The following is a 12,124-nucleotide window of genomic DNA, read 5'->3' as shown; positions in this document are numbered from 1 at the left end:
GCATCGCGTTCCCGCCCTTGTCTGTTTTCCGGACTAATCCGCTCGCCGCGATCGTTGCTTGACGATGTGACCGTTGTACTGCTGATTTCCGGAAGCACCCGGACCGCGTCCACCAATACCGCCGCTCTGCGCACCGTCGCCGCCACGGCACCCGCCGATATCGAAACCCGTTGGTACGAAGGTCTTTCCGAACTCCCAGCCTTCAGCCCCGATGACGACGGCACCGCCCACCCCGCGGTTGTCGCACTGCGCGAACAACTTTCCGACGCCGACGCCGTCCTGCTCTGCACCCCCGAATACGCGGGCACCCTCCCCGGCAGCTTCAAAAACCTCCTCGACTGGACCGTCGGCACCGCCCACCTCTACGAAAAACCGGTCACCTGGATCAACGTCGCCGCCCCCGGCCGCGGCGAAGGCACCGACGCCACCCTGCACTCCGTCCTCGGCTACGTCGGCGCCGACCTACTCCCCAACAGCCCCACCAAACTGACCGTCCTCCGCGACGACGTCGCCCCCGACGGCACGGTCACCGCCCCGGAATTCCAAAAGGGCGCCCTCGAAGCGCTGACCCGACTAGCCCAATACGCGACGGACAGAAAACTCGACCTAGGACCTAGCTCCAAGTAGCTAGCTATCCTTACATTGGCCCCAATGTAAGGAGAAGCCATGGATGCGCTTGCCCGGTTGACATCGAAAGGTCAGCTGACCATACCGAAGGCGGTGCGCGATGCGCTGCATCTGCAAGTTGGCGACAACGTGCACTTCCGGGTCGAAGGCCAGGTCGTCGTGCTTGCACGCACCCCGGACCTGCTGGAGTTGGCCGGAAGCGTGCCCGTCCCACCCGATGTGCGGGGGAAGTCCTGGGATGAGATCAGAGATGACGCTTGGACCGCGCAGTGGGAGGGTCGGGAGTGACGGTTTTCCTGGACACGAACGTTCTGGTTCGTCACCTCACCCAGGATCCGCCGGAAATGGGCAAGCGAGCGACCGCCTTCCTCGCGGAAGCCGAGGAACTGTACTTGCCGGATCTGATACTGGCTGAAACGGTTTACGTCCTGCAGAGCGTTTATCGGGTGGAACGTCCGCAGGTTGCCGCGTTGGCCAGAGTCATCATTGGTTCGCGCAACATCATCAGCGACGACCCTGCTTTGTTGATTCGCACGATCGATGTCTACGAACACCATCGGCTCTCCTTCGCCGATGCCTACCTGGTGGCACTTGCCGAGGCGGATCCGGGCTCGAGTATCGCCTCATTCGATCGAGGGATCGATAGGGTGAAGAGCATCAGCCGAGTCGAACCGGTGGGGTTCGGCTCGGCTGACTGAGCTACAGGGTTGAATCTGGTTGGGGCTTGGGGGATTTGCGCCAGCCGAGGAGGATGGATTCGCCCTCTTGGACGCCCCAGGGGAGGAAGATGGCGACGAGTACGGCGCAGACTATTACCGCGCCGGTGGCGACGAGGGATGCGGCGTGGGAGCCCTGTAGGGCGGCGGATTTCATTGCGGTGATGAGGGTTTCGCGTTGGGCGTCCAGGAACGGGGGGAGTGGGCGGGAGCGCATTTCGAGGACGCTCAGCGGGCTCGCCTTGACGAGGCCTTTTTCCCGGTCGTTCATGATGGCGGCGGGGATGACGTCGATCTTGGGGGCCATCCGGGTGGTGTAGTACGAGGCCACGATGGAGCCGAGTACCGCGACACCGAGGGTGCCGCCGATCTCGCGGGTGGTGTCGTTGACCGCGGAGCCCGCCCCGGCCTCGTCCAAAGGCAGTGAGCCCATGATGGATTCGGTGGCCGGGCCCTGCACGATCGCTACGCCGAGTGCCATCGCGACCATCGACGGCAGCACATCGGTGAGATAGGGGCTGTCCACCGTCACCTGGCCGCCGAGGTAGAAGCCGACGCCCATGGTCAGCAGGCCGACGACGATGACGGGCGTGGTGCCGAACCGCTGGGCGAGCAGCGTCGCTATGGGTGCGCCGACACCCACCGAGAAGGCGAAAGGTAATGAGGCGATGCCGAATTCGAGCGGCGTGTATTCGCGCACCCCTTGGAAATACTGGGTGATGAGGAACAGGAATCCGAACATCGAGAAGTAGCCGACCGCGATTGCCAAGGCGGGCAACGAGAATCGGCGAATTCCGAACAGTCGCATATCGAGAATTGGTGCGCTGGTACGCAATTCCCAGATGACGAAGACGGCGAGCAATGCGAATCCGAGCGCGCCCGCGGCGAGCGTCGTCACCGAGAGCCAGCCGTAGCGCGGACCCTCGATGATGGCCCACACGATCAGCGTGATGCCCGAAATGGACAGTGCGATACCGAGCAGATCGAGCCGACCCACCTGTGCCGCACGGGATTCCGGCACCCACAGCATGGTGGCGAGCACCGCGACCGCGGCCACCGGGACATTGATCCAGAACACCGAATGCCAGGAGAAATGCTCCAGCAGCCAGCCGCCGGAGATCGGTCCGATGGCGATGGCGATTCCGGCCATCGCGGTCCAGGCGGCGATCGCGAGCGCCCGCTCGCGTTTCTCGGTGAAGATGTTGATGATCAGGGCCAGCGTCGCGGGGAAGACCGCGGCGGCGAAGACGCCCATGGCGGCGCGGGCGGTGATGACGCCGCCCATCGTTTCGGACAGCGCGCCCGCGACCGACATGACGCCGACGCCGACGAGGCCGATCGTCATCACCCGGCGGCGGCCGTAGCGGTCGCCGAGGTTTCCGCAGGCCAGCAGCAGTCCGGCGAAGGTGAGGGTGTAGGCGTCGACGACCCATTGCAGGCCGCTGACGCCGGTGGCGAGCTGCACGCCGATGGACGGCAGCGCAACGTTGACGATGGTGTTGTCCAGCAGAACGAGGAGTTCGGCCAGGCAGATCACCGCGAGCGCGAGATAGCGCTGGAAACGTCGTTCCAGCAGCACCGGTGGATCGACTATGGAGAGTGCCATAATTGGCAGTGAACCAGTAAATGTCACCGCAAGTAACACTTGTCGGCCGAGACTTCGCTCACGTTCGCCGGTGAAATGTGAGCTGGCGCACAACGATTGGATGGCGCAAAAGCCGTGATTCATCCTCGTTTTGGCAGATCGCGGGTGGTCCAGGTACCCTGGCTGTCAGTTATCGACGAGTTCGATATCTACCCAATCCGTTCTACCGAAGACCGTTGGTCGCCGATCCCGCATGGGTTCGGTCGAAGGTCCGGCGACATTGCCGGCGGCCCACGCAGGGAGAACCGAGGCTGGGAACCGATCCGGGCATGGCCCGGATTGTTTCTGTCGCGCCCCGGAACGCCTTGCGTCCGGGGCGTTCGTTTTGTCGCCGGCCCCTGAATCGGTAGTTCGCAGACGAACCGACCATTCAGAGAGGAGGCGAAGTATGGCAAAAGCTGAGAAGGTCACCGCGGTCGCGGAGATCGTCGAGCAGTTCAAGAGCTCAACGGCAACCGTTGTCACGGAATACCGTGGTCTGCCGGTGAGCAAGCTCACCGAGCTGCGTCGCGCGCTCGGCGCGGAGGCCACGTACTCCGTCGCCAAGAACACCCTGGTCAAGCGCGCCGCCGCCGAGGCTGGCGTCGAGGGCCTGGACGACTTGTTCGTCGGACCGACCGCCATCACCTTCATCACCGGTGAGCCGGTCAACGCGGCCAAGGCGCTGAAGAACTTCGCCAAGGACAACAAGGCGCTCATCATCAAGGGCGGATACATGGACGGCGCCGCGCTGTCCGTGTCCGAGGTCGAGCGCATCGCCGACCTGGAGACCCGCGAGGTGCTGCTGGCGAAGCTGGCCGGCGCCATGAAGGGCAACCTGTCGAAGGCCGCCGGTCTGTTCAACGCTCCCGCCTCGCAGGTGGCCCGCCTGGCCGCCGCGCTGCAGGAGAAGAAGCAGGCCGAAGGCGGAGCCGCCGCCGAGTAATCACCCTGTGCGGGTTCGCCCACATAGACATTCAACTACCGAAAGGAAATACAAATGGCCAAGCTGTCCACCGAAGAGCTGCTCGACGTCTTCTCGGAGATGACCCTGCTGGAGCTGTCCGCGTTCGTGAAGGCGTTCGAGGACAAGTTCGAGGTCACCGCGGCCGCTCCGGTCGCCGTCGCCGCCGTCGGCGGTGCCGCTGCCCCGGCCGAGGCCGCCGAGGAGCAGGACGAGTTCGACGTGATCCTCGAGGGCGCGGGCGACAAGAAGATCCAGGTCATCAAGGTGGTCCGCGAGATCGTCTCCGGCCTGGGCCTGAAGGAAGCCAAGGACCTGGTCGAGGGCGCCCCGAAGCCGATCCTGGAGAAGGTCGCCAAGGAGGCCGCCGAGGCCGCCAAGGCGAAGCTGGAAGAGGCCGGCGCCAAGGTGTCCGTCAAGTAATTCGCGATCTGTTCTGCGCCGCGGCGCCGCGAATCGCTGAACGGGCGGTCCCCCACTCGGGGGACCGCCCGTTTGCTTTTTCCGCCGACACCGGACCGAGATTTGTTTTGCTGGACACAATTCCTAGTTACTCTTCGGTCAGGTTGGGCTGTGCCCCGTCAATCTCATGGGTTACAGTGACCGCACCCACTGTGACGTGACACACCGCGATGTCCCAGCGCGCGGTTCGCCGGTGGGCAGTTCGCTGAGAATTGTGGAGGTTGGCGTGGGCGTCGAAGTCCGGACCGAGGGTGTAACGAAATCCTTCGGTTCCCAGCGTATTTGGCAGGACGTTTCACTGACCCTGCCCGCGGGTGAGGTGAGCGCACTGCTCGGCCCGTCCGGTACGGGTAAATCCGTCTTCCTCAAATCGCTCATCGGCCTGCTGCGCCCGGAACGCGGTTCGATCTACATCGACAACGTCGACATCACCACCTGCACCAACAAGCAGCTGTATGAAATCCGCAAGAAGTTCGGCGTGCTGTTCCAGGACGGCGCGCTGTTCGGCTCCATGAACCTCTTCGACAACGTCGCCTTCCCGTTGCGCGAGCACACGAAGAAGACGGAGTCGGAGATCAAGAAGATCGTCATGGAGAAGCTGGAGCTCACCGGTCTGCTGGGGGCCGAGGGCAAACTGCCCGGCGAGATCTCCGGCGGTATGCGCAAGCGGGCGGGCCTGGCTCGCGCCCTGGTACTCGATCCGGAGATCATCCTGGTCGACGAGCCCGACTCCGGTCTGGACCCGGTGCGCACCTCATATCTGAGCCAGCTGCTGATCGATATCAACGCGCAGATCGACGCCACCATCCTGATCGTCACGCACAACATCAACCTGGCCCGCACCGTGCCGGACAACATCGGCATGCTGTTCCGCCGCCAGCTGGTGATGTTCGGCCCGCGCGAGGTGCTGCTCACCTCCGATGAGCCCGTGGTCAAACAGTTCCTCAACGGCCGCATGATCGGCCCGATCGGCATGAGCGAGGAAAAGGACGAGGCGCAGATGGCGCGCGAGCAGGCGCTGGTCGACGCCGGCCACCACCACGGCGGTGCAGAGGAGGTCGAGGGCATCATTCCGCAGATGCGGGCCACCCCAGGCATGCCGGTGCGCCAGGCGGTGCTACGCCGCAAGGAGCGGGTCAGAGAGATCATGCATACCCTGCCGCACGCGGCGCAGGTGGCGATCCGTGAGTCACTTGCGGAGAACGACGATACGCAAGTGATCGCGTACAACAACGGTGACCTGGCGGGATACCAGGGCGGGTCGTTCGACACCACCGTGCGTCACAACCCAACTAACGGGTAACATCTGCGATCGTGAATTCGACCCTGGCGCGATTGCGGACTCCACTGGAGTCGGGATTTGCCCAGGCCGGCAATATTTTTGCGCTCTTCATCGATGTGGTGCGCAAGACCTTCCGCCGGCCCTTCCAGATGCGCGAGTTCATCGAGCAGTCGTGGTTCATCGCGAGTGTCTCGATCCTGCCCAGTGCGCTGGTTGCCATCCCGTTCGGTGCGGTCGTCGCACTGCAGACCGGCTCGCTGATCAAACAGCTCGGCGCCGAATCCTTCACCGGCGCAACAAGTGTGCTCGCCACCGTGCAGCAGGCGGCCCCCGTGGTGACCTCGCTGATCATCGCGGGCGCCGCGGGCTCGGCGGTGGCCGCCGACCTCGGCTCCCGGACCATCCGTGAGGAGATCGACGCCATGGAGGTGCTCGGCGTCGATCCGATCCACCGGCTGGTGGTGCCGAGGGTGCTCGGCATGACCCTGGTCGCGCTGCTGCTCAACGGCCTGGTCTCGGTCGTCGGTATCGCGGGCGGCTACTTCTTCAACGTGCTCCTGCAGGGCGGTACGCCCGGCGCGTACCTGGCGTCGTTCTCGGCGCTGGCCCAGCTGCCCGATCTGTGGATCGGCGAGATCAAGGCCGCGATATTCGGTGTCATCGCAGGCGTGATCGCCGCGTACAAGGGCCTCAACCCCAAGGGTGGCCCGAAAGGAGTCGGTGAAGCGGTGAACCAATCGGTAGTGATCACGTTCCTGGTGTTGTTCTTCGTGAACCTGGTGCTGACCCTGGTGTACCTGCAGGTCGTCCCCGCCAAGGGCGCATAACCGTGGCAACGTCGTATCGCAACCCGGCCCTGGCCAAGTCGACCCGTCGGGTCGTGCAAATCGTGCGTGCCCCATTGAATGTGGTGGATCGCGCGGGCGAGCAGATGTCGTTCTACGCCAGGGCGATCGCTTGGATTCCGCGCACCGCGGTGCACTACCGGAAGGAGGTCATGCGGCTGCTGGCCGAGGTGACCTTCGGCTCCGGCGCGCTCGCCGTCATCGGCGGCACCATCGGCGTGATCATCTTCATGTCCGGCTCGGTGGGGGTCGTCGTCGGTTTGCAGGGTTTCAAAGCCCTTGATGCCCTTGGTAGTTCGGTGCTCACCGGCTTCCTCACCGCCTACATCAACACCCGCGAGATCGCGCCGCTGGTCGCGGCGATCGCGCTGTCGGCGACGGTGGGCTGTGGTTTCACCGCGCAGCTCGGCGCCATGCGGATCTCCGAGGAGATCGACGCGCTGGAGGTCATGGCGGTGCCCGGTGTGCCGTTCCTGGTGACCAGCCGGGTGATCGCCGGATTCGTCGCGGTGATCCCGCTGTACGTCGTCGGCCTGCTCGGCACCTACATCGCATCGCGTCAGATCAGCGTCTGGTTCAACGGGCAGTCCAGCGGTTCCTACGACCACTATTTCAGTCTGTTCCTGCCACCCGAAGACGTGCTCTATTCATTCCTGAAGGTGCTGATCTTCGCATTCGTGATCATCCTGGTGCACTGCTACTACGGCTTCCACGCCACCGGCGGCCCGGCGGGCGTCGGCGTCGCGGTCGGCCGCGCGGTGCGCGCCGCGATCGTGCTGCTCAACGTGCTCGATTTCTTCCTCAGCCTGGCGATTTGGGGTACGACGACGACAGTGCGGGTCGCGGGATGAGGCGGCGGTTGCTCGGGAGGGCGTCATGAGCTCGGTGCAGGCCTGGCGCGCGACGGAGAAGCTGCGAGTCCGGCTGCTCGGTATCGCGTTCTTCGTGATCGTCGCGCTGTTCCTCTGGACGACGATCGCGATATACAACAAGACCTTCACCGACACCGTGAAGGTCAACCTGATCACCGACACCGTCGGCAACGCGCTCACCCGCAATGCCGAGGTGAAGGTGCGCGGCGTCTCGGTCGGCGAGGTGCGCTCCAGCGAGTCCGAGGGCGGCAAGGTGACGCTGCACCTGGCCATCGATCCCGCGAAGGCGCAACAGATTCCATCGAACGCGACGGCGCGGCTGCTGCCGAAGACGCTGTTCGGCGAGCGGTATGTGGATCTGATCGTCCCGGAGCAGCCGAGCGGCAAGCTGACCGACGGCGTCACGCTGCATCAGGACAAGAGCGGCAATTCGATCGAGTTGAGCAAGCTGTTCGACGATCTGCTGCCGCTGCTGCAGGCGATTCCGCCGCAGGATCTGGCGAACACCCTCGGCTCGCTGGCGCAGGCGCTGTCCGGTCAGGGGTTGGCGCTCGGTGACAGCGTCGACAAGCTGGACAATATCTTCCGCGGACTCAACGGCGTGATGCCCGATCTGCAGCAGGACATCAGGAGCTTCGCCGATGTCGCCGCGACCTACTCGGACGCGCTGCCGCAGCTGGTCGAGACGCTGGACAATTTCCGGACCACCAATGCCACCATCGTGCAGCGGCGTTTCGATATCGATTCGCTGTACGCGGTGCTGACCCCGGCGTCGGCGACCACCGCCGATTTCCTGATCGCCAACCGCGACAACATCATCGACGTATCCGCCGATTCGCGGCCCGCGCTGGAGCAGTTGGCCTACTACTCGCCGAGCTATGCCTGTGCGCTGGCCAATTTCGCGAAGGTGAAGCCGCGCATCGACCAGATCATGGGCCAGGGCTCGGACCATCCCGGTTCGCGAGTTTCGGTGGCGCTCACCAACACTCGCGGCCGCTACCTGCCGAATCAGGATGAGCCGCGCTGGTTGAGCACCGAGGGACCGTGGTGTGTGCCCGAGCCGCCGTCCGGCGTCGATCCGGGTCAGTATCCGCACGGCCCGTTCAGCGACGGTTCCTACGCGGTGCCCAGCCGCAACCCGGGCGATCAGACGACCGGTGAGTTGTCGCCGCCGCAGTTCAGCGCGTACCCGGCCGCCAAGGCGCCGACCACCGTCGGCTCACCCGCCGAGCAGCGCGCGCTCGGCGCGATCTACGGTGCGGCGCAAGGCGTTTCGCCGGAACAGGTGCCGAGTTGGATCACCCGGATCGGCGCTCCGGCGCTGCGCGGTAGCGAGGTGAGCGTGCGATGAGGGAGAAGTTGCGCGGCCTCGGCGGGCCGCTGACCAAACTGATCATCTTCGTGGTCGTCACGGTGTTCGTCACCGTCTTCCTCGGGCTGTCCATCGCCAATTACAGCGGTGGCGGCACCTCGTTCAAGGCCCGGTTCACCGACGTCACCTCGCTCAACAACGGCGACGAAGTGCGCATCGCCGGTGTGCGGGTCGGCAAGGTGACCGGGGTCAAGATCGTGGACAAGCGGCTGGCCGAGGTGAATTTCGAACTCACCGACCGCAATTGGCTGCCCGCCTCGACCATCGCCACCATCAAGTACCGCAACCTGGTGGGCCAGCGCTATATCGCGCTGGAGCAGGGGCCGGGCGCACAGGGCCGAAAGATCAACGGCGGCGGCACGATTCCGCTGGAGCAGACCCGTCCGGCGCTGAACCTGACGACGCTGTTCAACGGATTCCGGCCGCTGTTCCGCACGCTCACCGCCGACGATGTGAACAAGCTGTCCTACGAGATCATTCAGGTCTTCCAGGGTGAGCAGGGCACCATCCAGGATCTGGTCGGCACCACCGCGAGCCTGACCAACAAGATCGCCGACAAGGATGCGGTGATCGGCCAGCTGGTGACGAACCTGACCCAGGTGCTGCAGACGGTGAACAAGCGCGACGATCAGTTCGACCAGCTCATCACCAATACCGAGGCACTGGTCAGCGGGCTGGCCGCGGAGCGCGACACCGTCGGCCACGCCGTCACCTCACTGGGCAATCTGGCCTCGGCCACCGCCGACCTGCTCGTTCCGGTGCGCCCGACGCTGCAGGGTTCGATCGCCGGGCTCAGCCAACTCACCGGCACGCTGAACGAACGCAGCGACGAGGTGAACGAGGCGCTGAAGAACCTGCCGATCAAGATGGAAAAGCTCGGCCGCGTCGGCAGTTACGGTTCGTGGTTCCAGTTCTACCTGTGCGGTATCGATATCGTCGTCGGTCCCGGCGCGGTCTCCGCGCCGCAGCTGAACCTGCCCGCCGACCTGCCGACGATCAATCAGCCGCTCTACACGAACGCCGCGCCGCGTTGCAGTGGCAAGGGAGGCCACTAAATGGACGACCGGATCCTGCTCGGCAAGCGCAGCCCCGCATTCATGGGTGTGCTCGGCCTGGCGATGGTCCTGCTGGTGACGGTATCGGCGTTCTTCCTCGACCGGCTGCCGATCATTGGCGCCGGCACCAAATACACCGCGGAGTTCTCCGAGGCCGCGGGCCTCAAGAAGGGCAACGAGGTGCGCATCGCCGGCGTGAAGGTCGGCTCGGTGTCGGATGTGCGGCTGGACGGCAACAAGGTTCGGGTCGACTTCCGCACCCAGGACGCCTGGATCGGGGACGAGACCACCGCGTCCATCCAGATCAAGACCCTGCTCGGGCAGAAGTATCTGGCGCTGGATCCCAAGGGGTCGCGTCCCGCCGATCCGGGTAAGCCGATTCCGTTGTCGCGCACCGTTTCCCCGTACGACGTGGTGGACGCGTTCAGCGATGCGGCCAAGCAGATCGACCAGATCGATACCGGCCAGCTGGCCAACAGCATGCAGGTGCTCTCCGACGCGTTCGCCACGACGCCGCCGGAGATCCGCAGCTCCATCGACGGTGTGGCCCGGCTGTCGGAGACGCTGGCCAAGCGGGACGAGGAGCTGAAGAAGCTGTTCGCCGCCACCCGCGGTGTCACCCAGGTGCTCGCCGACCGCAACGCCCAGTTCGAGAAGCTGCTCGGCGACGGCGGGCAACTGCTCACCGAGCTCAACATTCGCCAGCAGTCCATCGCCCAGCTGCTTTCCGGCGCGCGCACCGTCGCCGCCGAGCTGACCGCGCTGGTGAAGGATAACGAGCAGCAGATCGGTCCGGCGCTGACGAATCTGAAGTCGGCGATCGATCTGCTCAACGCCCACCAGCAGGACCTGTCCAAAACGCTGGAGCTGGCCGCGCCGTTCTACGGCATCTACGCGAACGTGCTCGGCACCGGCCGCTGGTTCGACGCGGTGATCGTCAACCTGATTCCGCCCGCCCTGCCGGAGGTACCGGGCAACCGCCCGCCGGTACGCAACCTGGGAGGTAACTGAGTTGGCGAACTGGCGTAGGGAACCGCTCACCGCGTTGCGCGAATCCGGCCGGGGCACAAAGGCCGTCATCGCGCTGGTGACCGTGGCCGCGGTGGTTGCCGTCGGTGCGCTGTGGTGGCTGTTCGATCGGCTCACCACCACGACCATCACCGCGTACTTCGATCGCTCGGTCGGCATCTACGAGGGTTCGGACGTGCGCATCCTCGGTGTGCCGGTGGGACATGTCGATTCGGTGCAGCCGATCGGCGATCAGGTCAAAATCGTGATGAGCGTTGACCGTTCGTACGATATCCCGGCCGATGCCAGGGCCGCGCAGATCACCCCATCGATCGTGTCCGACCGCTACATCCAGCTGACGCCGGTCTATCAGGGCGGGCCGAAAATGGCTCGCACCGCGACGATTCCGCGCGATCACACGGTGACCCCGGTCGAGGTGGACCAGCTGTACAAGAGCATCACCGAACTGTCGGATGCGTTGGGCCCCAACGGCGCCAACAAGGACGGCGCGGTGAATACGCTGGTGCGCACCTCGGCGGCGAACCTGGCGGGCAACGGAGAAGCGTTGGCCAACAGCCTGACTCAGCTCTCGCGGGCCGCGCGCTATTTCTCCGACGCGCGCGGGGACATCTTCGACACCATCAAGAACCTGCAGACGTTCGTCACCATGCTGGCCCAGAACGACGATCAGGTGCGGACTTTCAACGCACAGCTGGCCGATCTGTCCGGCTTCCTCGCCAATGAGCGCCAGACCCTCGGGCAGGCGCTTAACCTGCTGTCGGTCGCGCTCGGTGATGTCGCGCGGTTCGTCGACAACAACCGTGACCAGATCAAGGGCAATGCCGAAGCGCTGATCACGCTCACCAAGACGCTCGCCGATCAGCGCGACGATCTGGCCAAGGCGCTGCCGGTGCTGCCGCTGGCGCTGAGCAATCTGGTCAATATCCACAACGCCGAATCGGGCACCCTCGATATGCGTTCCAACTTCACCGATCTGCAGGATCCGTTCGGCGTGATGTGCAAGCTGATCGATGTCAGCAAGCTGCGGCCGGGCGATCCCAAATTCGAGGCGCTCGGCAGGCAGATGCGGCCGATCCTCGATCACTGCAAGGAGCTCAGCGATCAGATCACCGCGGGCGTGAAGACGCCGTCGCTGATCCTGCCGTTCGGCATCCTCAGCGGCGAGAACGAGCAGCGGGCCCCGGTGCCCGGCACCGTTCCCGGCACGCCGTCGAATCAGCAGCCGCCGTCCCAGCGGGGAGGTGACCGGTGAGCAGAGGTAGTCGAATCCGTTCCG

The 12,124-nt window shown here is 64.8% G+C and carries 13 protein-coding genes; 12 read left to right on the top strand and 1 reads right to left on the bottom strand.

Annotation, left to right across the window (positions count from 1 at the left end):
* Window positions 1-66 precede the first annotated feature (66 nt).
* The 3 genes from F5544_RS41270 to F5544_RS41260 are packed head-to-tail and all read left to right on the top strand — an operon-like array spanning window position 67 to window position 1,325.
* Complete coding sequence (locus F5544_RS41270) at window positions 67-627, top strand: NADPH-dependent FMN reductase (protein ID WP_167478163.1); 561 nt, start codon at window positions 67-69, stop codon at window positions 625-627.
* A gap of 39 nt (window positions 628-666) precedes the next feature.
* The gene (locus tag F5544_RS41265) at window positions 667-915 is read left to right on the top strand and encodes an AbrB/MazE/SpoVT family DNA-binding domain-containing protein (RefSeq protein ID WP_167478162.1); all 249 of its coding nucleotides are present in this window, start codon (window positions 667-669) and stop codon (window positions 913-915) included.
* The gene (locus tag F5544_RS41260; protein WP_167478161.1) at window positions 912-1,325 is read left to right on the top strand and encodes a PIN domain-containing protein; all 414 of its coding nucleotides are present in this window, start codon (window positions 912-914) and stop codon (window positions 1,323-1,325) included. The genes F5544_RS41265 and F5544_RS41260 overlap by 4 nt, the downstream gene beginning before the upstream one ends.
* 1 nt (window position 1,326) lies before the next feature.
* On the opposite strand, the gene F5544_RS41255 is transcribed toward F5544_RS41260, so the two are convergent.
* Window positions 1,327-2,949: an MFS transporter gene (locus F5544_RS41255; RefSeq protein ID WP_167478160.1), complete on the bottom strand. Its 1,623-nt coding sequence runs from the start codon at window positions 2,947-2,949 to the stop codon at window positions 1,327-1,329.
* Between the two features lie 427 nt (window positions 2,950-3,376).
* Here F5544_RS41255 and rplJ point away from each other — a divergent pair, with 427 nt between their 5' ends.
* The 9 genes from rplJ to F5544_RS41210 all read left to right on the top strand — a co-directional run bounded on the left by rplJ (window position 3,377) and on the right by F5544_RS41210 (window position 12,100).
* Window positions 3,377-3,913, top strand: a complete 537-nt coding sequence (gene rplJ, locus F5544_RS41250; protein ID WP_167478159.1) for a 50S ribosomal protein L10 — start codon at window positions 3,377-3,379, stop codon at window positions 3,911-3,913.
* Window positions 3,914-3,967: 54 nt separating this feature from the next.
* Window positions 3,968-4,354 (top strand): 50S ribosomal protein L7/L12, encoded by a 387-nt coding sequence (gene rplL / locus F5544_RS41245; protein WP_167478158.1) that lies wholly within the window; start codon window positions 3,968-3,970, stop codon window positions 4,352-4,354.
* A gap of 265 nt (window positions 4,355-4,619) precedes the next feature.
* Window positions 4,620-5,696, top strand: coding sequence for an ABC transporter ATP-binding protein (locus F5544_RS41240; protein ID WP_174867503.1), 1,077 nt, complete (start codon window positions 4,620-4,622; stop codon window positions 5,694-5,696).
* 95 nt (window positions 5,697-5,791) lie between these two features.
* Complete coding sequence (locus F5544_RS41235; protein ID WP_428847205.1) at window positions 5,792-6,502, top strand: MlaE family ABC transporter permease; 711 nt, start codon at window positions 5,792-5,794, stop codon at window positions 6,500-6,502.
* A 104-nt stretch (window positions 6,503-6,606) separates the two neighbouring features.
* On the top strand, window positions 6,607-7,371 hold the full coding sequence (locus F5544_RS41230) for an MlaE family ABC transporter permease (RefSeq protein WP_238847543.1): 765 nt from the start codon (window positions 6,607-6,609) through the stop codon (window positions 7,369-7,371).
* A gap of 25 nt (window positions 7,372-7,396) precedes the next feature.
* Window positions 7,397-8,743, top strand: a complete 1,347-nt coding sequence (locus F5544_RS41225; RefSeq protein WP_167478155.1) for an MCE family protein — start codon at window positions 7,397-7,399, stop codon at window positions 8,741-8,743.
* Window positions 8,740-9,819 carry an MCE family protein gene (locus F5544_RS41220; protein WP_174867501.1) on the top strand — a complete coding sequence of 360 codons (1,080 nt, stop codon included), beginning with the start codon at window positions 8,740-8,742 and terminating at the stop codon, window positions 9,817-9,819. The genes F5544_RS41225 and F5544_RS41220 overlap by 4 nt, the downstream gene beginning before the upstream one ends.
* On the top strand, window positions 9,820-10,830 hold the full coding sequence (locus tag F5544_RS41215) for an MCE family protein (protein ID WP_174867499.1): 1,011 nt from the start codon (window positions 9,820-9,822) through the stop codon (window positions 10,828-10,830).
* 34 nt (window positions 10,831-10,864) lie between these two features.
* Window positions 10,865-12,100 (top strand): MCE family protein, encoded by a 1,236-nt coding sequence (locus F5544_RS41210; protein ID WP_167479848.1) that lies wholly within the window; start codon window positions 10,865-10,867, stop codon window positions 12,098-12,100.
* Window positions 12,101-12,124 lie beyond the last annotated feature (24 nt).

Origin of the sequence: Nocardia arthritidis, from assembly GCF_011801145.1 — a bacterium.
GTDB lineage: Bacteria > Actinomycetota > Actinomycetes > Mycobacteriales > Mycobacteriaceae > Nocardia > Nocardia arthritidis_A.
This window is presented reverse-complemented; position numbering and strand designations above follow the sequence as displayed.

Coding starts and splice junctions, on each gene's coding strand:
- F5544_RS41265 (WP_167478162.1), top strand. CDS start 667: ATGGATGCGCTTGCCCGGTTGACATCGAAAGGTCAGCTGACCATACCG.
- F5544_RS41255 (WP_167478160.1), bottom strand. CDS start 2,949: ATGGCACTCTCCATAGTCGATCCACCGGTGCTGCTGGAACGACGTTTC.
- rplJ (WP_167478159.1), top strand. CDS start 3,377: ATGGCAAAAGCTGAGAAGGTCACCGCGGTCGCGGAGATCGTCGAGCAG.
- rplL (WP_167478158.1), top strand. CDS start 3,968: ATGGCCAAGCTGTCCACCGAAGAGCTGCTCGACGTCTTCTCGGAGATG.
- F5544_RS41230 (WP_238847543.1), top strand. CDS start 6,607: ATGTCGTTCTACGCCAGGGCGATCGCTTGGATTCCGCGCACCGCGGTG.
- F5544_RS41225 (WP_167478155.1), top strand. CDS start 7,397: ATGAGCTCGGTGCAGGCCTGGCGCGCGACGGAGAAGCTGCGAGTCCGG.
- F5544_RS41220 (WP_174867501.1), top strand. CDS start 8,740: ATGAGGGAGAAGTTGCGCGGCCTCGGCGGGCCGCTGACCAAACTGATC.
- F5544_RS41215 (WP_174867499.1), top strand. CDS start 9,820: ATGGACGACCGGATCCTGCTCGGCAAGCGCAGCCCCGCATTCATGGGT.